The organism is Streptomyces sp. NPDC053367, assembly GCF_044545925.1.
Classification (GTDB): Bacteria; Actinomycetota; Actinomycetes; order Streptomycetales; family Streptomycetaceae; genus Streptomyces.
The window spans coordinates 327,336-349,581 of the sequence record NZ_JBITYN010000002.1; the positions used below are offsets into that span (position 1 = coordinate 327,336).

The window sequence follows — 22,246 nt, forward strand, 5'->3', positions numbered from 1 at the left end:
GGTAGCGGAGCCGGACCCCCTTTCGGCCAGGGCCGAAAGGACGGGCGCGCCTCCCCGTCGCGCGGCGATTCTCCGGTGAGCGACCGGCACCCGCCGGCCACCACCCCAGGAGGTCGAATGTCCCCACCGCGCCGTCTCGCCGTACCGGCCCTCGCGACCGCGGCCCTGCTGGTCTGCGGTGCGGCGGCACCCGCCGACAGCGCCTGCCGGCCCCTCCCCGACCGGTACGTCGTCTCCCGGGCGGAAGGGGTGCTCCCCGAGGGCGTCGACGTACGTCCCGACGGGACGATGTACGTGTCCTCGGACGGCACGGGCGCCCTCTACCGGGGCCGGGTGACCGCGCCGGAGCTGCGGCCCTTCGACGCCGAGGGCGTGACGGCCCGCGGCGGCACGCGGGGCGTCCACTCCGACCGTGCGGGCCGGGTGTTCTCCGTCGGAGGGAGCCGGCTCACCGTGCACGCACCCGACGGGCGGCTGCTCGCCGCCGTGGACGCCCCGGCCGGCCCGCTCGGCGCCGCCGACCTCAACGACCTCGTCGTCACGCCCGACGCCGTCTACGTCACCGACTGGGCGAACCCGGTGGTCCTGCGCGCACCACTGGAGAAGGGCAGGGTGGGCCCGCTGGAGCCGTGGGCGGACGTGCGCGGCGCGTTCCCCGGCTTCCCCGCCCGCTACTGGCTGCTCAACGGCATCGTCGCCGACCCCGCCGGGCGCACCCTCCTCGTCGCCTCCAACGGCACCGAGGCCGTCTGGCGCATCGACACCGCCACCCGTGAGGTGAGCCGCCTCGACCTCGGTGACACGTCCTTCGGCGCGGACGGCATGGTGCTCCACGGCCGGAACCTGTACGCCGTGCTCAACTACGGTGCCCCGCACGGCGTCTACGTCGCCCGCCTGGACGAGCAGCTCCGCGGCGGGACGGTCGTCCACCGCATCACCGGTGACAGATTCGACCTGCCCACCACACTCGCCCGACGCGGCTGCCGCCTGTACGTCGTCGACAGCCAGAACGACGACCCGCCCGGCACACCGCCCTACACGGTGACCGCCGTGCCCGACCCCGTGTGCGGGCCGGCCGGCTGACCCCACGGACGGGCGCGCAGGGGGTCGCCCTCCGCGGGGGAGCGGACGGCCTCCTGCGCGCCGGCTCGGCAGCGACAGACCATGGGCAGGGCTGGTCGGCGTCCTCATGTGGGGCGGCGTGCGTGGCGTACGGGCCGCCCAGGATGGTCGGCTCGGTGTGCGTCGCGTACGGGCCGCCCAGGACGGCCGGCTCCGTGTGCGGGGAACGAACGTGCTCGTACGGGAACGAACTCGCGGACGGATATCACCGCGGCTCCGAGGCAACCGGAAAGGGTTCCGGCCCGCGTGTGCCGCCCGGGCGGCCCACCCTGAACGACCGCTTTCCATAGGTGTGTTCACTTATGTACGGGGAATCCGAGGGGTCGGACCGGTCGGCCGGCAGGCGGCCGGCCGTCGAGAGGAGAGCGAGGAGATCCGTGCGCAGCATGCGAACGAGGGCGGGCCTGATCGGGTTAGTCGTCATGGCGGCGGCGACTCTGGCCGGCTGCGGTGGCGAGGACGACCCCGAGGCGCAGAACGGCAAGGCGTCGGGCAGCCCCGGAGCCCGGGAGCAGGGCACGGCGGACGTGCGCACCGCCTACGACAAGACGGCCGAGGCCGAGACGGCGCGGATGACGATGCACGTGAAGGCCGCCGACGGCGGACGGGCCGTCACCCTCGAGGGCCGGGGGGCGCTCGACTTCGAGGACGGCGACAGCGTCATGACCGTCAGCGCCGAGGGCCGACGCATCGAGCAGCGGGTGATCGACCAGGTCCTGTACCAGAAGGCTCCCGGCCTGGCGCCCGGCGGGAAGCCGTGGATCAAGATCGATCTTCAGAAGGTCGGTGCCCAGCAGAACATGGGCAGCGGCTCGATCGGTGACCCCGCCCAGTCGGCCGCCTACGCCAGGGCGATCACCGACAAGGACGTCACCGAGCTCGGCAAGGAGAAGATCGACGGCGTCGAGACCACCCACTACCGGGTCGCCGTCGACCTCGCCAGGCTGCCGAACGGCGCGGCCCTGCGCGAGCAGCTCGGCCGCACCCTGCCGATGCACCTCTGGCTCGACGACGAGGGCCGTATCCGCCGCCAGCAGATCGACATGACCGTCCCGGCCCAGGGCGCCGGCGACCGGCCGAGCGGCACTTCGGCGGCCGGGCAGGCGAAGGTCAGCACGGTGATGGAGTACTCCGACTTCGGCACCGACGTCGACACCGAGGCGCCTCCCGCCCGGCAGACGGCCGACATGACCGGCAAGGTGCTGCAGGAGAGCAAGAAGAGCAGCTGACCAGGGGAGGGAACGGCGTTGCGGGCGAACGCCGTTCACCCCGCCCGATGACTGGACCGAGCGCTCCGGGGCAGACGACCGTCGACGACCGAGCCCGGGAGGTTACGTGTTCGACGGCTTCGAGCTGACGCGGTGCGAGGGGGACGGCGCCGAACTGCGCGTGCGTCACGGCGGCAGCGGCCCGGCCGTGCTGCTGCTGCACGGCCATCCGCGCACCCACGCCACCTGGCACCGCGTCGCCCCGCTGCTGGCCGCGTCGGGCCACACCGTCGTCTGCCCCGACCTGCGCGGCTACGGCGAGTCCGACAAGCCCGCCACCGACGCCGAACACCGCCCCTACGCCAAGCGGGCCATGGCCGGCGACTGCCTGGCGGTCATGCGCCGGCTGGGCCACGAGCGCTTCGCGGTCGTCGGACACGACCGCGGCGCGTACGTGGCGACACGCCTCGCCCTGGACCACCCCGGGGCCGTGACCGCGCTCACCGTGCTGGACGCCGTCCCTCTCGGAGAGGCACTGCGGCGCTGCGACGCCACCTTCGCCGCGCGCTGGTGGCACTGGTTCTTCCTCGGCCAGACGGACAAGCCGGCCGAACGCGTCATCAACGCCGACCCCGACGCCTGGTACCGGGCCGGTCCCGAACAGATGGGCACCGAGGCGTACGAGGACTACCGGCGCGCGATCCACGACCCGGACACCGTCCACGCCATGTGCGAGGACTACCGGGCCGGCCTCGGCATCGACCGGGAGCACGACGAGGCCGACCGGCAGGCCGGCCGGCGCGTCACCTGCCCGCTCCAGGTGCTGTGGGCCACCCGGGACGACATGGCCGACCTCTACGGCGACGTGCTCGGCGTCTGGCGCCCCTGGGCGGGAGACCGGCTGCGGGGCGGCCCGATCGAGTCGGGACACCACATCGCCGAAGAGGCCCCGCAGGAGCTCGTCACCGCCCTGCGCGCCTTCTGGGCCCACGACTTCAGCCGCTGACACCCCCGCCGGCAGCGGGCGGCCGCGCTGCGCGAGCCCGTTGTCAGTGGTGGGGACCAGAATGCGGCGCAGCACGATCAACACCGGGCCCGTACGGGGTAAGCGGTGTCCGTTCCTCCGTCTGGAAAGGCCATGCCGATGGCGCTCATTCAGCACCAGCCCACGACGCCCGCACCGGCCCGCACCGCTCGCCCCGTTCCCCTCAGACGCGCCGTCACCCCGCTCGCCGCCCCCTCGGCCGAGGTGCTGCGCATCGTGTCCGACTCCCGGACGCCCGTGTTCGCCACGGCTCTGGCGGGCGGCCGGCTGCGTTACGGCTACTGGCGGCCGGCCGGCTCCGCCGCCGGCCCGGGCGGGCACGTGGCCCTGCCGACGGACGTCTGCGAGGAGTTGCTCTCGGCCGGCCGCATCACGCTGGGCGCCCCCGTCAGCGACCCGGGCAAGACCACCTACCGGGTCAGCCCCGCACAGGACCCGGGACGGGCGCAGAGCACGCGGCGCACGGGGTGCTGGGCCGCGTGACGGGCTGAGCAGGGGTCGGACGCCGGCCACCGTCCGCGCCCCGCCGCCCGCCGTCGTGGCCCGTTCCAGCACTGTCCGCGCACGCCCAGCACCTTCGGCTCACATCGGCTGGTTGCGCAAGGTGAAGCAAGTCACCGTCGGTTCACGTTGGCCCGCACCCGTCGGACGGGTAGGTTCCAGCGATCACGGGGTAGGACGTCGTACCTTCCCGTACCGCAGATTCCCCCCCTTTCGCACCCCTCTTCCGACGAGAGACAGAGGACATGTCTGCTCAAGAACGCTCACATCACCCTCCCCGGCGCGTCGGTGTGGTGGCCGAGTCCGTCCCCGGTGAGACGCGGGTCGCCGCGACCCCCGCGACGGTGAGACAGCTGCTGGGCCTCGGCTACGAGGTCGTCGTCGAGTCCGGGGCCGGAGACGCCTCCGGCTTCGGCGACCACGCGTACACCGACGCCGGCGCGGGCATCGGCGAGGCCTGGGACGCGGATGTCGTCCTGAAGGTGAACGCCCCCTCCGACGCGGAGATCCGCCGGTTGCGCAGGGGCGCCACACTCGTCGCCCTGCTGGCCCCGGCGCAGAAGCCCGAGCTGCTCCAGGCGCTCGCCGAGGCCGGGGTGACCGCCCTGGCGCTGGACGCGGTGCCCCGCATCTCGCGGGCGCAGTCGATGGACGTGCTGTCGTCGATGGCCAACATCGCCGGCTACCGCGCGGTCATCGAGGCGGCGCACGTCTTCGGACGGTTCTTCACCGGCCAGGTCACCGCGGCGGGCAAGGTACCGCCCGCGAAGGTGCTCGTGGCCGGCGCGGGTGTGGCAGGTCTCGCCGCGATCGGCGCCGCCTCCAGCCTCGGCGCGATCGTGCGCGCAACCGACCCGCGGCCGGAGGTCGCGGACCAGGTGAAGTCGCTGGGCGGCGAGTACCTCCCGGTGAACGTCGCCCAGGAGACGAGCACCGACGGCTACGCCAAGGCGACCTCCGCCGACTACGACCGCGCCGCGGCCCAGCTCTACCGCGAGCAGGCCGAGGACGTCGACATCGTCATCACCACCGCGCTGATCCCGGGCCGGCCCGCACCGCGCCTGCTGACGGCCGAGGACGTCGCCGTCATGAAGCCGGGCAGTGTCATCGTCGACATGGCCGCCGCGATGGGCGGCAACGTCGAAGGCACCGTGGCGGGGCGGACGGTGGTGACCGACAACGGCGTCACCATCATCGGCTACACCGACCTGGCCTCCCGGCTCCCGGCCCAGGCCTCGCAGCTGTTCGGCACCAACCTGGTGAACCTGGTGAAGCTGCTCACCCCGGGCAAGGACGGGCAGCTCGCGATCGACTTCGACGACGTCGTCCAGCGGGCGGTGACCGTGGTGCGCGACGGCGACGTCACCTGGCCGCCGCCGCCCGTCGCGGTCTCGGCCGCGCCCGCCGCGCAGCCCGCTGCCGCACCCGCGGCAGCGCCCGAGCCGCAGCAGCCGAAGCTGACGCCCGCGTGGCGCTTCGGCCTGATCGGTCTCGGCATGCTCGCCATGTTCCTGCTGGTGGCCTTCGCCCCCGCCCAACTCGCGGGCAACTTCACCGTGTTCGCGCTGGCGGTGGTCATCGGCTACTACGTCATCGGCAAGGTGCACCACGCGCTGCACACCCCGCTGATGTCGGTGACCAACGCGATCTCCGGCATCGTCGTGATCGGCGCCCTGCTGCAGATCGGGCACGAGAACTGGGTCGTCACCACGCTGTCCTTCGTGGCGATCCTGCTGACGAGCGTCAACATCTTCGGAGGCTTCGCCGTCACCCGCCGCATGCTGTCCATGTTCTCGAAAGGCTGAGCCGAGATGACGTCCCTGACGGCTTCCCACGCTGCCGACCTGGTCGCCGCCCTGTTGTTCATCCTCAGCCTGGCCGGCCTGTCCCAGCACCGCACCTCCCGCGCCGGCGTCGTCTACGGCATCGCCGGCATGGCCCTCGCCCTGGTCGCCACCGTGGTGGTGGCGGCACAGAGCATCTCCGCCGGAGCGGTCGGGCTCATCGTGCTGGCGACGGCACTCGGCGCGGCGATCGGCCTGTGGCGGGCCCGCCGCGTCGAGATGACCGAGATGCCCGAACTCATCGCGGTGCTGCACAGCTTCGTCGGCCTCGCCGCGGTGCTGGTCGGCTGGAACAGCTACCTGGAGGTGGAGGCCCACGGCTCGGAGCAGACCGAGGTCGGCGCCGACCTGCTGGGCATCCACCACGCCGAGGTGTTCATCGGCATCTTCATCGGCGCGGTCACGTTCACCGGCTCGATCGTCGCGTTCCTGAAGCTCTCGGCGCGCATCAAGTCCCGGCCCCTGACACTGCCGGGCAAGAACGCGCTGAACCTCGGTGCGCTCGCCGCGTTCGTCGCGCTCACGGTCTGGTTCACGATCAGCCCGAACCTGGGCCTGATGATCGCGGTGACCGCGCTGGCGCTGGCGCTCGGCTGGCACCTGGTCGCCTCGATCGGCGGCGGTGACATGCCGGTCGTCGTCTCCATGCTGAACAGCTACTCCGGCTGGGCGGCGGCCGCGGCCGGCTTCCTGCTCGACAACAACCTGCTCATCGTCACCGGCGCACTCGTGGGCTCCTCCGGTGCCTACCTGTCGTACATCATGTGCAAGGCGATGAACCGGTCCTTCCTCTCCGTCATCGCCGGCGGCTTCGGCATCGAGGCGCCGTCGGGCGCCGAGCAGGAGCAGGGCGAGCACCGCGAGGTGCGGGCCGCGGAGGCGGCCGAGATGCTGGCCCAGGCCCGCTCGGTGATCATCACCCCCGGTTACGGCATGGCCGTCGCCCAGGCCCAGCACCCCGTCGCGGAACTCACGCGACGGCTGCGCGAGCAGGGCGTCGACGTACGCTTCGGCGTGCACCCCGTCGCCGGACGCCTGCCCGGGCACATGAACGTGCTGCTGGCCGAGGCGAAGGTGCCGTACGACATCGTCCTGGAGATGGACGAGATCAACGACGACTTCACCGACACCTCGGTCGTGCTGGTCATCGGCGCGAACGACACCGTCAACCCGGCCGCGACCGACGACCCGTCCAGCCCGATCGCCGGCATGCCGGTGCTGCGGGTCTGGGAGGCGGAGCAGGTCATCGTCTTCAAGCGCTCCATGGCCTCCGGCTACGCGGGCGTGCAGAACCCGCTGTTCTTCCGGGAGAACAGCAGCATGCTGTTCGGCGACGCCAAGCAGAGCGTGGAGGAGATCCTGCACGCACTCGGCATCGACGGCCGACGCGACGCGGCCCCGGCCGCGCGCCAGGCGTCGGAAGTCAGCCACTGAGGCGCCGTCGTCGCCGCCCCGGTCCTGATCCTGGAAACCTCGGCCGCCGTCCCCCGAAGCTGCGCACGGGGGGCGGCGGCCGTCCGTTTCGGTACAGGGGACCGCACGTCAGAGGATTCCCGCCCGGCGCGCCGCGGTGATCCAGGACGGGAACTCCGACAGCAGACGGTCGTACAGCTCCTGGTCCGGGACGGTGCTGATGTCGTCCACCGCGAAGAAGCCCACGTTGTCGACGCGGCGGCCCGGCAGGGTGTCGAAGCGTTCCAGGACGCCGTAGTGGGCGCGGCCCAGTCCGACGAACTGCCAGAAGACCGGCTCCTCGACCGCCTCGCGCAGCTCCTTCTCGATCGCAGCGTCGCGGTAGACGCCGCCGTCGGAGAAGAACAGCACGAACGTGGGGACGGGCGCGGGGTTCTCCCGCACATAGGCCCGGACCTCCGCGATGACCTTCTGCTCCTCGTTCTGGATGCCGACCGCCCGCATGTCGACCTGCCCCGGCTCCAGCCCCTTCCTGGGCTTCTTGCCGCGGCGGAAGAGACTGATCTCGCCCACCCGCACATGCAGCCGCAGCCACTCCGGGAGTTCGCCCAGCCGCAGGTCCGGCAGGCGGGCCGGGTTGCTGGCGAAGGTCCATGCCTGCATCTCGCCGTCGTCGTCGAGCTGCGCCGCGACCGCCGCCATGCGCTCCACGACGTCCGCCACCACGCCGCCGGAGTACAGGAACGACATCGAGCCGGAGGCGTCCAGCACCAGGATCACCCGTGCGGTGACGCCGGCCGCGCCGTGCTTGCTGAGGCTGACGGCGACCTGCTCCTTGCGCAGGGACAGCCGCTTGCGCATGTCCACGGGGAGGCGTTCCTCGCCCTTGGTGAGGCGGGGCGCGGAGGCGGGGGAGGTCGCACCGGTGGACGGGGGCTGGTGGGCCGGTGCCGCCACGGGAGCGGGCGGGGGCTGGACGGCCGGTGACGAGGGGGCGGGGGGCCGCACCGGCGCCGGTGCGGGGGCGGCCGGTTCCTCGTCGACGGAGATCCCGAAGTCGGTGGCCAGTCCCGCGAGCCCGGAGGCGTAACCCTGGCCGACGGCACGGAACTTCCAGCGCCCCTCGCGCCGGTAGAGCTCGCCGCCGATGAAGGCCGTCTCCGCGTCGGCCGTCATCGCGAAGCGGGCGACCTCGGTCTGGTCGGCCGGGTCGAGGAGCCGCAGCGTCAGACCGGTCACCTGGCCGAAGGTGCCGCCGTCGGCCGACGCGCACAGCATCACGCGCTCGATGCCGCTCTCCAGCGCGCCCAGGTTCACCTCGACCGTGTCGGTCATGACACCGCCGGCCGCCCGTTTGCCGGTGTGGGTGACGGCACCGGAGGCGTGCCGGGGCTGGTTGTAGAAGACGAAGTCGCCGTCGTCGCGGACCCGTCCCGCCCCGGTCAGCAGCAGGGCCGACGCGTCGACGTCCGGCCCGTCACCCCGCTCGGACCAGCTGAGCTCGACACGGACGACGGACGGGGTGACCGGCAGATTGGCACCCTTGCTCATGGATCGCGCTGTCATGGGGCCAGTCTGCCGAGCCCGCGGTGGCCGGACACCCCCCTCGCCACGACTCGTCCCCCCACGGGCACGGCGGACGGCGGCAACGCCTCGCGCGCCCGGCCCCGCTCGGGCGGCCCAAGTCGGCCCATTCCCGCGCAGTTGAGGCCGAACCCGGCCCCGCGCCGACGCGTGGTTTGGTCGAGACGGTTGACAGCTCCTGGGGCGCCTGGCTTCATGACTACGCGCAATGGGAGCGCTCCCATAACGCTCTCGCCTCTGTACGTGCTTCTCGTTCAGGCCACCCTCAGCAGAAGGGCACACAGTGGGACAGCCATCAGCACGGAGCCGGCCACGCGGTCCGCTCCGGCGACTCAGCACACTGCTCGCCGCGGTACTGGCGGCGGGCGCGTTGTCGACGACCGGCTCCATGGCCGGGGCCGCGGAGCGGCTGTCGGACGAACGCACAGCGGCGGCCACGGCGGCCGTCGCGGCCGCGCCCGGCGACGACTGGCTGCACACCCAGGGCAACAAGATCGTCGACGCGAACGGCGACGAGGTATGGCTGACGGGAGCCAACTGGTTCGGCTTCAACGCCACCGAGCGCGTCTTCCACGGCCTGTGGTCGGCGAACATCACCGAGGTCACCAAGTCGATGGCCGACCGCGGCATCAACATCGTCCGCGTCCCCATCTCCACCCAGCTCCTGCTGGAGTGGAAGAACGGCCAGGCCGCGGTCCCGAGCGGCGTCAACGCGTACGCGAACCCCGAGCTCGCGGGCAAGACGTCGCTGGAGGTCTTCGACACCTGGCTCGCCCTGTGCAAGCAGTACGGCATCAAGGTCATGCTCGACGTGCACAGCGCCGAGGCCGACAACTCCGGCCATGTGCACCCCGTGTGGTGGAAGGGAACCATCACGGTCGAGAACTTCTACACGGCTTGGGAGTGGGTGACCGCGCGCTACCGCAACGACGACACGGTCATCGCGATGGACATCAAGAACGAGCCGCACGGCACCGCGAGCACGAGCCCGCGCGCCAAGTGGGACGGCTCCACGGACCAGGACAACTTCAAGTACGCCTGTGAGACCGCCGGCAGGCGCATCCTCGCCGTCAACCCCAACCTGCTGGTGCTCTGCGAGGGCATCGAGGTCTACCCCAAGGCGGGCGTGAGCTGGACGTCCACCACGCCGACCGACTACTACTCCACCTGGTGGGGCGGCAACCTGCGCGGCGTCCGCGAACACCCCGTCGACCTCGGCGCGCAGAACGACCAGCTGGTGTACTCCCCGCACGACTACGGACCGCTGGTGTTCCAGCAGCCCTGGTTCACCGGCGACTGGAACCGCACCACCCTCGAACGCGACGTCTGGGACCCCAACTGGCTCTACCTGCACAAGGAGAACAAGGCGCCCCTGCTCATCGGCGAATGGGGCGGCTTCCTGGACGGCGGCCCCAACCAGAAGTGGATGACCGCCCTGCGCGACCTCATCGTCGAGCGCCGCATCCACCAGACCTTCTGGTGCCTCAACCCCAACTCCGGTGACACCGGCGGCCTGTTGCTGAACGACTGGAAGAGCTGGGACGAGGAGAAGTACGCCCTGCTCAAGCCGGCCCTGTGGCAGCACCAGGGCAAGTTCGTCAGCCTCGACCACGAGGTCCCGCTGGGCGGTGCCGGCAGCACGACGGGCATCAGCGTGAGCGACGTCCACGGCGGCGGCACCCCGGACCCGACGGACACCCAGGCGCCGACGGCCCCCACCGGCCTGACCGGCACCGCCACCACGTCCAACAGCGTGTCCTTGTCGTGGACGGCGTCGACCGACAACGTCCGCGTCACCGGGTACGACGTGTACCGGGGCACGGCCAGGGTCAACTCCGCGCCGGTGACCGGCACGACGTTCCAGGACACCGGGTTGTCCCCGGCCACGACGTACCGCTACACCGTGCGGGCCCGGGACGCGGCGGGCAACGTCTCCGACCCCTCCGCCGCGCTGTCCGTGACCACCGCCTCCGCCGACACCCCGACCGGGGCGGTGAAGGTGCGGTACAAGAACATCGACGCCTCGGCGACGGACAACTCGATCCGGCCCTCCCTCCAGCTGGTCAACACCGGCAGTTCGGCGGTCGACCTCGGCACCGTCTCGCTGCGCTACTACTTCACCCGCGACGGCGCCTCCTCCGTGAGCGCCTGGTGCGACTACGCCGCCGTGACGTGCGCCCAGGTGAAGCTGCGTGTCGTTCCGCTGACCACGCCCGTCGCGCGCGCGGACGCCTACCTGGAGGTCACCTTCGCCGGCGGCTCGCTCGCCGCGGGACGCGACAGCGGTGACATCCAGCTGAGGATGAGCAAGTCGGACTGGTCCAACTTCGACGAGACCAACGACTACAGCCGCACCACGGCCACCGCGTACACCGACGCACCGGCCGTCCCCGCGTACACCGGCACCGCCCTGGCCTGGGGCGCCCCGCCGGCCTGAGCCACGACCGCACCCCGCCCGCACGGCGCCGACGGACCTCGCCCCGCACGAGGGCCGGCCGGCGTCGGACGGCCGGGGTGCGGTCCCGCGCCCGGCGACGCCGCTCGTTCCGGCCGGGCCCGCCGTTCCTGCAATCCGGCCGCTCCTACGATCCCGCCGTCGCCGCCCGTTCCGCCGCCGCACCCGGCCCCGCGGCCGGCACGGTCCCGAGCAGCCGCGCCATCCTCTCGGCGGCCCGCACCGCGGCGTCGCCGCAGCAGTTGTTGAACAGCACGTGCACCTGCTCGGCCTGCCCGGCGAGTTCATGCAACCGCGGTACCCACTCGGCGAGTTCACCGTCACCGTAGGCATGCCGGTAGCGCTCCTCCTTGTCGCCGCCCTCCCACGCGGCGCTGCGCCCGTGGAACCGTACGACGGACAGCCGGGGCGTGGTGACGGGGGTGACCGGCGGCACGGCGCCCGCGAAATCCTGGGGCATGTCGACGGCGACGGCGGCCATCCCGTACCGCGCGAGCAGCGCGCACGTGGCCTCGGCCTGTCCCTCCCGCCACCACGACGCGTGCCTGAACTCGACGGCCAGGGGCCAGCCCCGGCAACGCCGTGCGGTCTGCTCCAGGACCGTCTCCGCGCGCGCCCCCGGCCTGAACCAGGGCGGGAACTGCAGCAGCACACTGCCCAGCCGCCCCGCGCGCCGCAGGGGTGTGAGCGCCGCGGTGAACCGGGACCAGACCTCGTCGAGCACCCCCGGGTCCCGGGCATCCGCGGGCAGCCCCTCCGGCATCGCCGCGCTGCGCGTCGGATGCCCGGTGAGCAGCGAGAACGCCTTGACGTCGAAGACGAACCCGTCCGGCGTCCGCTCCACCCACAGCCGGCTGTTCCGCTCGCTGGGCAGGGCGTAGTAGGAGGAGTCGACCTCGACGACCGGGAACCGCTCGGCGTAGTGCCGCAACCGCCCTTCCGCGTCCCGCTTTCCGGCGGGGTACCAGCCGCTGCGCGTCAGCGCCGGGTCGGTCCATGAACACGTTCCTACGAGGATGTCTCCCATCACCCCCGATTACCCGCCCGTGTTCACCGGATGCGGCGACGCCGGGTGCCGAAACCCCTGGCGGCCGACCGTGCGTCATGAGATCGTCCGCAGGTGACCGACGCCGCTGCCGCACCGACGACTTCAGAGCGCCCCGACGACCGCACCGCGTCCGTCCTGCGGTTCGCGACGGAGCTCGTCGCCTGGGTGGCCACGCCCTGGGCGCTGGCCGCGCACTCGTGGCTGCCGGCCGCCGCGTCCGTGGTGGTCCTGATCGGGCTGCCGACGTTGTTCTCCACGCCGGGGGACAAGGCCCATGTGATCGTCGCCGTGCCGGGATGGGGCACGATCCTGCTGGTGCTGCTCCAGTTGGCCGCCGCCGTGATCTCCTCCTGGCTCGCCTGGCCCGCCTGGGCGGCGGTGCCGGTGACCGTACTGGCCGCGGCTACCGTCGTCACGGAGCGCCGGCGCTGGACCTGGCTGCTCTCCCGGGACCACCGCGCCGACCGAGGCGGGTGCTCCCCCTAGGGTGAACCCCATGTCTGCCAGGTTGAGTTCCACGAAATCCCGCGCCGCGCTTCGTACATCGGCCCGTGTCTCCGTCGAGTTGCTGCTCGTCCTCGTGATGCTCGTGGTGGCCCTCTGGCTGCTCGGCCGGATGTGGTCGGTGGTCTGGCCGCTCGTCGTCGGACTGCTGATGACGACACTGACGTGGCCCCCGACGCGTTTCCTGCGCTCGAAGGGATGGGCTCCGGCTCTCGCCGCGTCGGTGGTGACCGTCGTGTTCCTGCTTCTCACGGCGGGGGTCGTGGCGCTGATCGCGGTTCCGGTGGCCTCCCAGTCCGGCGATCTGACCGACGGCGTGGTCGAAGGCGTCCACCGGCTGCGGGACTGGGCCGCCGGGCCGCCGCTGAACATCGGGGACGCCCAGATCGACAAGGCCTTCGACTCGGCCGTCGACCGGGCCCAGCAGGGGATCGGCAGCGCGGTCACCGCCGTCGTCACGGGAGTCAGCACGGTCGTCAACGGTGTGATCACCGCCGTGCTGGCGCTGTTCCTGATGTTCTTCTTCCTCAAGGACGGCCCCCGCTTCCTGCCGTGGCTCGCCCGCCAGCTGCCCGGCCGGCTCGCCACCGACGTCCCCACCGTCGCCGCCCGTGTCTGGGACACCCTGGGTTCGTTCGTACGGTCCCAGGCCGCCGTCGGCCTGCTGGATGCCGTGCTGATCGGCCTCGGTCTGTGGATCCTCGGGATTCCGCTGGTGCTGCCGCTGGCGGTGCTGACCTTCGTCACCGCGTTCGTACCGATCGTGGGCGCGCTGTTCGCCGGGTTCGTCGCCGTCCTCATCGCGCTGGTGTCCAACGGCCTGACCGACGCGCTGATCGTGCTGGCCATCATCGTGGTGGTGCAGCAATTGGAGGGCAACGTCTTCCAGCCCATCATCCAGAGCCGTGGGCTCGGCCTGCACGCGGGAGTGATCCTGCTGGCGGTGACGCTGGGCGGCAATCTGGCGGGCATCGTGGGCAGCCTGCTCGCCGTCCCCGTGACGGCCCTGATCGCCGTCGTCTGGAACTACGTGCGCGAACAGCTCGCCGAGCCGTCGGCGGGACCGGGCGGCGACGAACCGGCGCCCGGTGCCGCTGCCTCCTAGCACGGCGAACGCCCGCCCCGCGGGCCGGTCACGACAGGAACTCGACGTACCCGTCGGTGCCGTGCACGCGGATCCGCTGCCCGTCCCGGATCAGCCGGGTGGCGCGGTCCACGCCCACGACGGCCGGCAAGCCGTACTCCCGGGCGATGACCGCGCCATGGGTCATCAGCCCGCCGACCTCCGTCACCAGGCCCGCGATCCCGACGAACAGCGGCGACCAGCTGGGGTCCGTGAAGGTCGTGACCAGGATGTCGCCCGCGTCGAGGAAGGCGTCCGCCACGTCATGGACGACACGGGCCCTTCCCTCGACGGTCCCGGCGGAGACCGGCAGGCCGACCAGCGCACCCGCCGGCACGTCGTCGCGCCGGTACGCCCCGTCGACGGCCTCGCCGTCCGAGGTGAGCACCCGGGGCGGGGTGAGCGCGTGGTACGCCCGGAAGGCCTCCTCGCGCCGCCGGACGAGCCCATGGTCCACCTGCCGCGAGCGCACGACGTCGTGGAGTTCCTGGAAGGTGAGGTAGTAGATGTCCTCCCTGCGGGCGAGCACACCGGCCCGCACCAGGCGATCGGCCTCCTCCAGGAGGGCCTGCCGGTAGACGAAGTAGCGGCTGACCACGTCGTACTTCGGGTACTCCCGGTATCCGATGAACGTGCGGACCCGGTCGATCATCTCCTTGGTCCGGTCGGCCTTCCGCGCCCCGTCCGGCAGGGCCCGCAGGCGTGCCAGCACGTCCTGCTCCTTCTGCCGCGCCTCCCGCAGTCCTTGCTCGAAACGCCGCCGGGCGGCGCCCGGTCCGAAGTTCCTGACGTTGTCGAGGATCGCGGGCACCAGGGCGGTGGGACGCTCACGCCACCGCGGCCTGGTGATGTCGATCTCGCCCACGCAGCGCATGCCGTACCGGTCGAGGTAGGCCTCGACGGCGTCGCGCGCCTCGGTCCCGCCCGGGAGTTTCGCCAGGTCGTCCAGGAAGCCGTCGTCCTCGACGCCCCGCAGGAACGCCACCACCTCCGGGTGCGGACGGACGGCGTCCGCGACGTCTAGCAGCGCCAGTCCCATCTCCGACGTGATGTTGCCCGGCGCGGACAGCGTGAGCGTGTCGGCCGCGTTCTTCTCGCCCAGCCACTCCTGCAGGTTGTCGTTGAGCCACCAGGTGGCCTCCATCCCCGCCATGATCGCCTGCATGCTCAGCCGGTCGCCGAGGACCCGCTTGTGCTCCGCGAAGGCCTCCAGCAGGAAGTCGAACAGCGCCGGCCCCGTCCTCGTCCGGATGTCGCGCCGCAGCGCGCCGATCGACGCCTGGCTGCGCCGGACCAGCTCCTCGACGATGTCCGGGTCGGTCTCGACCGGGTCGGCCGCCCCGCCGGCCGGCGGCCCGCCGGGACCCGCGTCCGGCAGTGACGGCACGAAGTCCCGGCCGAGCACGGTCTCCAGCGCGTCCCTCGTCAGCGGATCGGATCGCCCTACGACGTCCAGGAGCGCGGCGCGGCCCGCGGGCGAAGCCAGTCTCGGGGTGGCGTCGACGAACAGCCGCCCACCGGCCTCGAGCATCGGTGCCATGGCCGTCAACCGCCACACGGACAGCCCCAAGGGCCTCATGGGGTCGGTCATCATCTGCTGGTGACCGACGGAGAGGTAGACATGGTTCTCCTGGTCGTCGACCTCGGGGAGCGGGAACAGCGTCGTGATCGGCCGGCTCTGGACGATCTGGAAGCCGTCGTCGGCCAGACACCATTCGATGTCCTGCGGACACCCGAAGTGTGCCTCGATCCGCCGCCCGAGCCGCACGAGCTCCCGCACCTGAGCGTCCGTCAGCGCCGGCTGCTCCTGCCGTGGCGCGTCGACCGCCACCTCCCGCGTACCGCCGCCCGGCAGGGCGTGCACCGCACGCTGTTTGGCGGCGATCGTCCTGGTGACGACGCCGTCCTGCCGCACCGTGAACACGTCCGGGTTGACCAGGCCCGACACGAGGGCCTCGCCGAGGCCGAACCCGGCCTCCACCGTGGCCACTTTCCTGTGACCGGACACGGGGTCGGCCGTGAACAGGACGCCGGCCGCGTCCGGGAGGACCATCTCCTGCACGACCACGGCCATGTGCACCGTGCGGTGGTCGATGCCGTTTCGCCGGCGGTAGGTCACGGCCCGCTCGCTGAACAGCGAGGCCCAGCACCGGCTGACGTGCCGGAGGACCGCGCTCGGCCCCACGACGTTCAGGTACGTGTCCTGCTGGCCGGCGAAGGAGGCTGTCGGCAGGTCCTCCGCGGTGGCGCTGGACCGCACGGCACAGGCGGTCCGCTCGCCGAGCCGGGCGTACGCGCGGGTGATCGCCGCGGCGAGATCCTCGGGGAGGGCGGCCTCTTCGATGCCGCGGCGGATCCGCGCGCTGAGCGTGCGGATCGCGTCCCGGTCGTCCGGGCTCACGCGTGACAGTTCGTCGAGCCGGTCCTCGATCGACGGCACGTCCGCCATGACCCGCCGGAAGGCCTCCGTCGTCACACAGAAGCCGTCCGGCACACGGATGCCGTCGATCCGCCGAAGCCCGCCCAGGTGCGCGCCCTTGCCGCCGACGACGGCGACCTGTGTCTCGTCGACCGCCCGCAGGTCCCGCACGTACGGCTCGCTCATCGCGACACCTCCGGGAGCGCCGCGCCGCGCCGCCCTCCGGACCAGTCGCCTGACGCGAACTCCCGCGCCCCGTACACCGACCATGAAACCGGCACGTCGTGCCCCCATTTCCGCAGGTTGTGGCCTTGGCCGACGATTCTGCGCCCCGCCCCCGGCCTTGCCGCAAGCCCCCCTGCCTGCTATACGTTGAGAAGGGCAAGGAGAGTGACCTCCTTGCCCTTCGTCATGGTCGGGCTGCCGTTGCCGGCGCCCCGTCCGGGGTCTCCCCGCCGCTCACTCCACCGTGATGAACCGCTGGAAGTAGTCCGCGGGCGCGCCCTCACCGACCAGCACCCCCTCGGCCTCCACCCAGGCGTGCGCGGCGAACGGCGGCTGGGTGCGGACGCCGACGCACCAGGTGGGCCACTGGCCGCGCAGCCGGCACAGCAGCACGGTCGCCAGGGACCGGGGCAGGCAACCCTGTTGGCCGCCGGCGGCCAGGCTGACGGCGAGGACGGTCTCCCGGGCCCGGGCGGCTTCCTGGAGGGTCGCGGGGCGGGCCCCGCGGCGCAGCCGGAGGAGCACCGCGCGGATGCGCACGGGCGGCTGCCGGGCCAGCAGATGGGCGCAGCCGACGACCAGCCGGGTCACCAGCCGCTGACCCAGCGGCACCGACCGGGGATCGTAGGGGACGACCTGCGAGGTGGACATTGCGGCGATCCTCCGGGACGACGGGGACGTGAGGGGCGAGGGGCGAGGGGCGAGGGGCGGAGGGGGCTGAGGGGGTGTCGGGTCAGGCGGCCAGGAGCTTCGCGGTGCGCAGCTCCTCCAGGATGCGGGTGATGTCCTCCTCGACCTGCTCGGCACTCACGTCGTACGTGTCGGTGAGGGTCGTCACCGCCTGCTGCCTGCTCGTGCCGTCCAGCAGGGTCCGTACGATCAGCGCCGCCGTGGGATTGAGGGTGTAGTACTCGCCGCTGCTCTGGTCGAGCAGGGCCATGCCGTACTCGGTGTCGGCCGTCACCACGCCGGGCCGCAGGGTCATCGTCATGCCGTGATACCTCCCGTGTCGGTTGTCGTCGGCCGCAGGGGGCCGCGCTGTCGTTCGCGTGCGCGCAGCCACACCTCGCAGCCGACGGTCGGATGCAGCAGCGCGCTCTCCAGGTCGGCGGCGAGCGGTCGAAGGCACCAGTCGCGCAGGGCCGCCACGTCGACCAGGCCCAACTCCCGCAGCCGGGAGTCCTCCCAGAGGGCGAGCAGCGCGGAGCGGTGCCGGCGCAGCCCGGTCTCCTCCTCGAACGCGGCGTGCGCCTTGGTGGTCCGGTGGAGGCTGGCCTCGGGGACGACGCCCCGCATGGCCTCCTCGATGAGCGGCTTGTACCGCCAGGGCGTCACCCGCTCCTGGGGCCGTACGGCGAGCGCGGCCTCGACGAGCGGGTCGTCGTAGTAGGGGGCGGCGAAGTCGACGCCGAGGGGTTCGGACATCTGCTGGACGTGCCGGGCGAAGCGGGCCAGGGTCCGCAGGGTGGCCAGCTCCCGGTGCCCGCCGTGCCCGGGGCCGAGCGGCTGCGCCTCGCGCGTCTGCTCCAGGATCAGCTCGCGTACGGCTTCGACGGCCCGGCCGGTGGCCCACGGGGGCAGCCGCGGCGGGGTGCCCCAGGTGAACAGCGGGACGGACATCGGCGGTTGCGGTCGGGTGAGGTCGTACGCGACGCGCTCCAGCCAGGATCCGTAGGAGCGGCGGTCCAGCAGCTGGGCCAGGGCCGTGCGACGGGACCAGCGGTGCCGGTAGGTGAAGCCGCGGGCGAGCCGCCAGGCCGTACGGGGATGGCGTGGCAGCAGACCGTGGACGTGCGCGGAGGCGCCGCTGAAGAGTTCGTCGCCGCCCATGCCGCTCAGGTGCAGCGGGGAGCCGCGCTCCGCGGCCCGCTCGACGATGTACATCCGCCGGTGACGGTTGACCGCGTAGAGCGACGGGGTGTCGAGGTCGTCGTCGAGCGTGTCGACGCGGTCGAAGGTCAGGGGTACGGCGGTCGCGGGCACCACGTGGTGCTCCACCGCGTCCAGTGCCTCGGCCGTGCGCCGTGCGTAGGTGACGTCGTCGCCGAGGACGTCGTGGACGCCCGCGGTGTAGGCGACGGTCTTCGCGCCCGCGCGGTCGGCCGTGGCGACCACCGCGGTGGAGTCGACGCCGCCCAGGTCGGCGCTGACCAGTTCGCGGCCCGCGACGCGCACGGTGACCGCGTCCGCGAGCCGCTCCCGCACCAGCCGCGCCCCTTCGGCGAGCGTCAGTTCGGCCGGCGGCTGGGTCCAGCAGCGGCTCGTGCGCAGGCGCCCGTCGCGGTCGAGCAGCGCGCGCCGGTCGCCGGGGACGACGTCGACACCGCGCCAGACGGTCTGGACGGTCAGCGGGTGCAGGATGCCGGGGCTGAGCAGGTGCACGGCCAGCCGGCCCTCGTCGAGGTCCGCGCCGGTCAGGTCGGCGAGGACGTCGGCACGGTCGGACAGGAGGTGGGCGCCGTGGGTTCCCGGTGCCTCGGCGGCGAAGACGCTCCGGACGCCGGTGACGGTGCCGCGCACCAGTGTGCTGCCGTCGAAGGAGACGATCAGATGATGGCTGCCGGGCCATCTCCTCGCGTACGCGTCGGCGGCCTCGGGCGAGCCGGTACGGGCCGCGCGCTCCGCCTCCTCGGCCGTCACGGCGTGCTGGCCGAGCACCGCCAGTCGGGCGGGTCCGCACACGGCCGTGGTCACGGCGTCGTCCGGCCAGCGGCCGATCAGCCAGGGCCGGCCGGAGCTGTGCGGGATCTCCCGGGTGCCACGCGAGCGGGCCCGCGCGGCGAGTGCCGCGACGGCGTCGGTGTCCGGGAGGACGAGGAACCAGCGGGCCCCGGCGGGAGACGACGGGCCGGTCACGATGGGCGGGTCCTTCCGGTCGGGTGCGGTCGGGGGCGATCTGGAGCGGTCGGTCGCGGTCGGCGGTACGGGGCAGGGGCGCGGGCGGCACCGGCAGCGCCGCCCACGCCCCGACCGACTCCTCTGATTAGGTGTACATGACAATCAGAGGGTCTTGGTCGCGCAGGGTCAGAGCAGGCTGTGGCCGCCCAGCAGGTCCGGGCTGCCCGTCCCGGCCAGGCCCGTGACCTTCTGGAAGTCGCCGACCTTGGTGAGGGTGGGACGCTCGTAAGCCATCGTCATTTCCCTTCGTCGATGAATTCTCTGTCGCGGCAAGCGGGTCGCCCCACCTGCCGCAGGAGCCGGCGTTCCGCACCTTGTGGGTGGGGTGCCGACGCAGTGCACAAAGCTAGGCGGGCGGTTTCCCGGTCCACAACGGGGGTCGCAGGCCATCCGGGACGGGCCCCGGGATCTTCCCTGTCGTCACATGTGCCTCACAGCTCACGAATTGCCGGTGCCTGGTCATGTTTCACGAGGGGCGGGGTACTCACGTTGCCCCCGCCGGGGGCCGACGCCGGTTTTCGGCCGGGTCGCCCCGGGTGTCAGGGGGTCAGGACATGCGTGAGCCCCCTCCTGAACTCGGAAGATGCGGTAGCCGGGATTCCGGTCGCCGGCGGCGACTGGCCGATCGCTGCCGCAATGGCCGGAAAGCGGCACTTGCCGCTCTCCAACGCGGTGTGCGGGGGAGGGGGTGCCGGCGGCTCGGCGCGATGCGTCCGGTGGAGACCCGGCCCGGAAACCCGGCCCGGAAACCCGGCCCGGAAACCCGGCCCGGAAACCCGGCCCGGAAACCCGGCCCGGAAACCCGGCCCGGAAACCCGGCTCGGGACGGGCGGCTCGCCGTCGGGGGAGTGCGGCGGATCAGGTTTGCTGAGCCGCGATCAGAGGGCCACCACGGTGACCTCGGTCGCCTTGACGCCGGTCCACACGGGCGCCCCGTCGGCGAGGCCCAGTTCGGCGGCGGCCTGAGGGGTGATCTCGGCGACGAGGTCGGGCACCCGGTCGGAGGTGATCAGGACCCGCAGCCGGCTGCCGCTGGCGGTGATCTCGCGCACGGTTCCGGGCCAGACGTTGCGGGGACTGCCGGTGGGCTTCTCGCGGTGGACGGACACCGCCTCGGGCGCGACGATCGCGAGTGCGGCCGTACCGGCCGGCGGCGCTTCGGCCGCGATCAGGGTGCCGCCCGCGTCGAGCGCGAGGCCGTCCGCGGTGGCCGTGCCGGGCCAGGCGTTGCGGCCGAGCATCCGGGCCACCCACGGGGACCGGGGGTGACGGGTGACCTCGGCGGGAGCCGCGTCCTGCAGTGCGCGGCCCTCGTCCAGGACGAGCACGCGGTCGGCGAGGGACACCGCCTCGACCGGGTCGTGGGTGACGATGAGGCACACGCCGCCGAAGCCCGCCAGGTGGGTGCGCAGCGTGTGCCGGACGTGGGAGCGGGTCGTCTGGTCCAGCGCGGCCAGCGGCTCGTCGAGCACCAGCAGCCGGGGGCGGGCGGCGAGCGCGCGGGCCAGGGCGACCCGACCGGCCTGTCCGCCGGACAGCTGGCCCGGCCTGCGGTGCGCCAGGTGGCCGACCCCGAGGCGGTCCAGCCAGGTCTGTGCCTCGCGGCGGGCCTCGGCTCGCGGGACTCCTCGGGCGCGCAGGCCGTAGGCGGTGTTGGTGAGCGCGCTCATGTGCGGGAAGAGGGCGCCGTCCTGCGGCACCCACGCGACCCGCCGCCGGTGCGGGGGCAGGTCGGTGACGTCGGTGCCGCCGAGGATGAGGTCCGCGTGGGCGCGGGGGGTGAGCCCGAGGAGCGCGCGGAGCAGGGTGGTCTTGCCGGCGCCGTTGGGGCCGACGACGGCGATGGTGGTGCCCGGGCCGGCGTCGAGGGTGAGCCGGGTGAAGCCGGTGACCTCGGCATGCATCGACCAGCGCTCCCCGGGCGGAGCCGGCCGGGGAGCGGCGGCCGTCGCTTCGGCCGGGACGGGATCGGTGTCGCCCTCGTGCGCGGTGCGGGGCGCACGGTCGGCCGGGGCGCCGGTCCACCGGCCGCGCAGGGTGACCAGCACGGTCATGGCGATGGCGAGGAGCAGCAGAGAGACCGAGGTCGCGGCCTCCGGGGCGTCCTGGAGCAGGAGATAGACCTGGAGCGGCAGGGTCTGCGTGGCGCCGGGCAGGTTGCCCGCGAAGGTGATCGTGGCACCGAACTCGCCGAGGGCCCGCGCCCAGGTCAGAGCCGCGCCCGCGACGACGCCGGGCGCCACCATGGGCAGCGTGACGGTGAAGAACACCCGCACCGGCGAGGCACCGAGGGACGCCGCCGTCTCCTCGTAGCGCGGGCGCAGTCCGCCGAGCGCGCCTTCCAGGCTGATGACGAGGAAGGGCATGGCCACGAAGGTCGCCGCGAGGACCGCGCCGGACGTGTGGAACGGCAGCGTCACGCCGAAGGTGTCCTCCAGCCACGGTCCGAGCAGTCCGCGCCGCCCGAAGGCGAGGAGCAGTGCGACTCCGCCGACCGTCGGGGGCAGCACCATCGGCAGCAGCACCAACGAGCGGACGAACGCCTTGCCCGGGAAGGGCACTCGGGCGAGCAGCCAGGCCAGCGGGACGCCGAGCAGCAGCGAGAGCCCCAGCGCCCAGACGGAGACCAGCAGCGACAGCTTCAGCGCCTCGACGGTACCGGGCGAGCTCAGATGACCGCCGAGCTCGCCCCACTCGGTCCGTGCGAGGACGCCGGCCAGCGGGAGCGCCAGGAAGGCCACCGCCGCGAGAGCGGGCAGCGCCAGCAGAAGGGGCGGACGGCCGCCGGACTTACCTACGCGAGGACGTTGCATGCACTGTTCCCGAAGACACGAGGACACGAGGACACGAGGACACA

General features: G+C 72.8%; 17 protein-coding genes. 9 read left to right on the plus strand and 8 right to left on the minus strand.

What is annotated here, in order from left to right; all coding sequences use genetic code 11:
- The first annotated feature begins 117 nt into the window (after positions 1-117).
- From ACIGXJ_RS08010 to pntB, 6 genes are all read left to right on the plus strand, one after another.
- Positions 118-1,083 (plus strand): hypothetical protein, encoded by a 966-nt coding sequence (locus tag ACIGXJ_RS08010; protein ID WP_399642481.1) that lies wholly within the window; start codon positions 118-120, stop codon positions 1,081-1,083.
- A 461-nt stretch (positions 1,084-1,544) separates the two neighbouring features.
- Positions 1,545-2,351, plus strand: a complete 807-nt coding sequence (locus tag ACIGXJ_RS08015; protein ID WP_399642482.1) for a hypothetical protein — start codon at positions 1,545-1,547, stop codon at positions 2,349-2,351.
- A gap of 106 nt (positions 2,352-2,457) precedes the next feature.
- A complete protein-coding gene (locus tag ACIGXJ_RS08020) occupies positions 2,458-3,336 on the plus strand; it encodes an alpha/beta fold hydrolase (RefSeq protein ID WP_399642483.1) in 879 nt (292 codons plus the stop codon).
- A 138-nt stretch (positions 3,337-3,474) separates the two neighbouring features.
- Positions 3,475-3,858, plus strand: coding sequence for a hypothetical protein (locus tag ACIGXJ_RS08025; protein WP_399642484.1), 384 nt, complete (start codon positions 3,475-3,477; stop codon positions 3,856-3,858).
- A 263-nt stretch (positions 3,859-4,121) separates the two neighbouring features.
- Positions 4,122-5,681, plus strand: coding sequence for a Re/Si-specific NAD(P)(+) transhydrogenase subunit alpha (locus ACIGXJ_RS08030; protein ID WP_399642485.1), 1,560 nt, complete (start codon positions 4,122-4,124; stop codon positions 5,679-5,681).
- A 6-nt stretch (positions 5,682-5,687) separates the two neighbouring features.
- Positions 5,688-7,154 carry a Re/Si-specific NAD(P)(+) transhydrogenase subunit beta gene (gene pntB, locus ACIGXJ_RS08035; protein WP_399642486.1) on the plus strand — a complete coding sequence of 489 codons (1,467 nt, stop codon included), beginning with the start codon at positions 5,688-5,690 and terminating at the stop codon, positions 7,152-7,154.
- 108 nt (positions 7,155-7,262) lie between these two features.
- Here the strand turns inward: pntB and ACIGXJ_RS08040 are convergent, their stop codons facing one another.
- Positions 7,263-8,699, minus strand: coding sequence for a VWA domain-containing protein (locus tag ACIGXJ_RS08040; RefSeq protein ID WP_399642487.1), 1,437 nt, complete (start codon positions 8,697-8,699; stop codon positions 7,263-7,265).
- Positions 8,700-9,105: 406 nt separating this feature from the next.
- On the opposite strand from ACIGXJ_RS08040, the gene ACIGXJ_RS08045 reads away from it, so the two are divergent.
- A complete protein-coding gene (locus tag ACIGXJ_RS08045) occupies positions 9,106-11,154 on the plus strand; it encodes a cellulase family glycosylhydrolase (protein ID WP_399642488.1) in 2,049 nt (682 codons plus the stop codon).
- A gap of 145 nt (positions 11,155-11,299) precedes the next feature.
- Here the strand turns inward: ACIGXJ_RS08045 and ACIGXJ_RS08050 are convergent, their stop codons facing one another.
- Entirely contained in the window at positions 11,300-12,199 is a 900-nt protein-coding gene (locus ACIGXJ_RS08050; protein ID WP_399642489.1) for a DUF72 domain-containing protein, read from the minus strand.
- Positions 12,200-12,292: 93 nt separating this feature from the next.
- Between ACIGXJ_RS08050 and ACIGXJ_RS08055 the strand changes: the two genes are divergently transcribed.
- Positions 12,293-12,706: a hypothetical protein gene (locus ACIGXJ_RS08055; RefSeq protein WP_399642490.1), complete on the plus strand. Its 414-nt coding sequence runs from the start codon at positions 12,293-12,295 to the stop codon at positions 12,704-12,706.
- Between the two features lie 10 nt (positions 12,707-12,716).
- Positions 12,717-13,829, plus strand: coding sequence for an AI-2E family transporter (locus tag ACIGXJ_RS08060; protein WP_399642491.1), 1,113 nt, complete (start codon positions 12,717-12,719; stop codon positions 13,827-13,829).
- A gap of 28 nt (positions 13,830-13,857) precedes the next feature.
- Here ACIGXJ_RS08060 and rph read toward each other — a convergent pair whose 3' ends face one another.
- The 6 genes from rph to ACIGXJ_RS08090 form a co-directional block, all read right to left on the minus strand.
- Entirely contained in the window at positions 13,858-16,452 is a 2,595-nt protein-coding gene (gene rph, locus ACIGXJ_RS08065) for a rifamycin-inactivating phosphotransferase (RefSeq protein ID WP_399642492.1), read from the minus strand.
- 273 nt (positions 16,453-16,725) lie between these two features.
- A complete protein-coding gene (locus ACIGXJ_RS08070; protein WP_399642493.1) occupies positions 16,726-17,142 on the minus strand; it encodes a lasso peptide biosynthesis B2 protein in 417 nt (138 codons plus the stop codon).
- Positions 17,143-17,224: 82 nt separating this feature from the next.
- Complete coding sequence (locus ACIGXJ_RS08075) at positions 17,225-17,482, minus strand: lasso peptide biosynthesis PqqD family chaperone (protein ID WP_399642494.1); 258 nt, start codon at positions 17,480-17,482, stop codon at positions 17,225-17,227.
- Entirely contained in the window at positions 17,479-19,347 is a 1,869-nt protein-coding gene (locus ACIGXJ_RS08080; protein ID WP_399642495.1) for an asparagine synthase-related protein, read from the minus strand. Before ACIGXJ_RS08080 ends, ACIGXJ_RS08075 begins: the two co-directional genes overlap by 4 nt.
- Before the next feature lie 168 nt (positions 19,348-19,515).
- Complete coding sequence (locus ACIGXJ_RS08085) at positions 19,516-19,623, minus strand: keywimysin-related RiPP (protein ID WP_110635242.1); 108 nt, start codon at positions 19,621-19,623, stop codon at positions 19,516-19,518.
- 644 nt (positions 19,624-20,267) lie between these two features.
- Complete coding sequence (locus tag ACIGXJ_RS08090; protein WP_399642496.1) at positions 20,268-22,202, minus strand: ABC transporter permease; 1,935 nt, start codon at positions 22,200-22,202, stop codon at positions 20,268-20,270.
- Positions 22,203-22,246 lie beyond the last annotated feature (44 nt).

What these genes read in the sequence shown, in the direction of transcription:
- ACIGXJ_RS08010 (WP_399642481.1), top strand. Translation starts at nt 118, where the DNA reads ATGTCCCCACCGCGCCGTCTCGCCGTACCGGCCCTCGCGACCGCGGCC.
- ACIGXJ_RS08015 (WP_399642482.1), top strand. Translation starts at nt 1,545, where the DNA reads ATGGCGGCGGCGACTCTGGCCGGCTGCGGTGGCGAGGACGACCCCGAG.
- ACIGXJ_RS08025 (WP_399642484.1), top strand. Translation starts at nt 3,475, where the DNA reads ATGGCGCTCATTCAGCACCAGCCCACGACGCCCGCACCGGCCCGCACC.
- ACIGXJ_RS08030 (WP_399642485.1), top strand. Translation starts at nt 4,122, where the DNA reads ATGTCTGCTCAAGAACGCTCACATCACCCTCCCCGGCGCGTCGGTGTG.
- pntB (WP_399642486.1), top strand. Translation starts at nt 5,688, where the DNA reads ATGACGTCCCTGACGGCTTCCCACGCTGCCGACCTGGTCGCCGCCCTG.
- ACIGXJ_RS08040 (WP_399642487.1), bottom strand. Translation starts at nt 8,699, where the DNA reads ATGACAGCGCGATCCATGAGCAAGGGTGCCAATCTGCCGGTCACCCCG.
- ACIGXJ_RS08045 (WP_399642488.1), top strand. Translation starts at nt 9,106, where the DNA reads ATGGCCGGGGCCGCGGAGCGGCTGTCGGACGAACGCACAGCGGCGGCC.
- ACIGXJ_RS08050 (WP_399642489.1), bottom strand. Translation starts at nt 12,199, where the DNA reads ATGGGAGACATCCTCGTAGGAACGTGTTCATGGACCGACCCGGCGCTG.
- ACIGXJ_RS08060 (WP_399642491.1), top strand. Translation starts at nt 12,717, where the DNA reads ATGTCTGCCAGGTTGAGTTCCACGAAATCCCGCGCCGCGCTTCGTACA.
- rph (WP_399642492.1), bottom strand. Translation starts at nt 16,452, where the DNA reads ATGAGCGAGCCGTACGTGCGGGACCTGCGGGCGGTCGACGAGACACAG.
- ACIGXJ_RS08070 (WP_399642493.1), bottom strand. Translation starts at nt 17,142, where the DNA reads ATGTCCACCTCGCAGGTCGTCCCCTACGATCCCCGGTCGGTGCCGCTG.
- ACIGXJ_RS08075 (WP_399642494.1), bottom strand. Translation starts at nt 17,482, where the DNA reads ATGACGATGACCCTGCGGCCCGGCGTGGTGACGGCCGACACCGAGTAC.
- ACIGXJ_RS08085 (WP_110635242.1), bottom strand. Translation starts at nt 19,623, where the DNA reads ATGGCTTACGAGCGTCCCACCCTCACCAAGGTCGGCGACTTCCAGAAG.
- ACIGXJ_RS08090 (WP_399642496.1), bottom strand. Translation starts at nt 22,202, where the DNA reads ATGCAACGTCCTCGCGTAGGTAAGTCCGGCGGCCGTCCGCCCCTTCTG.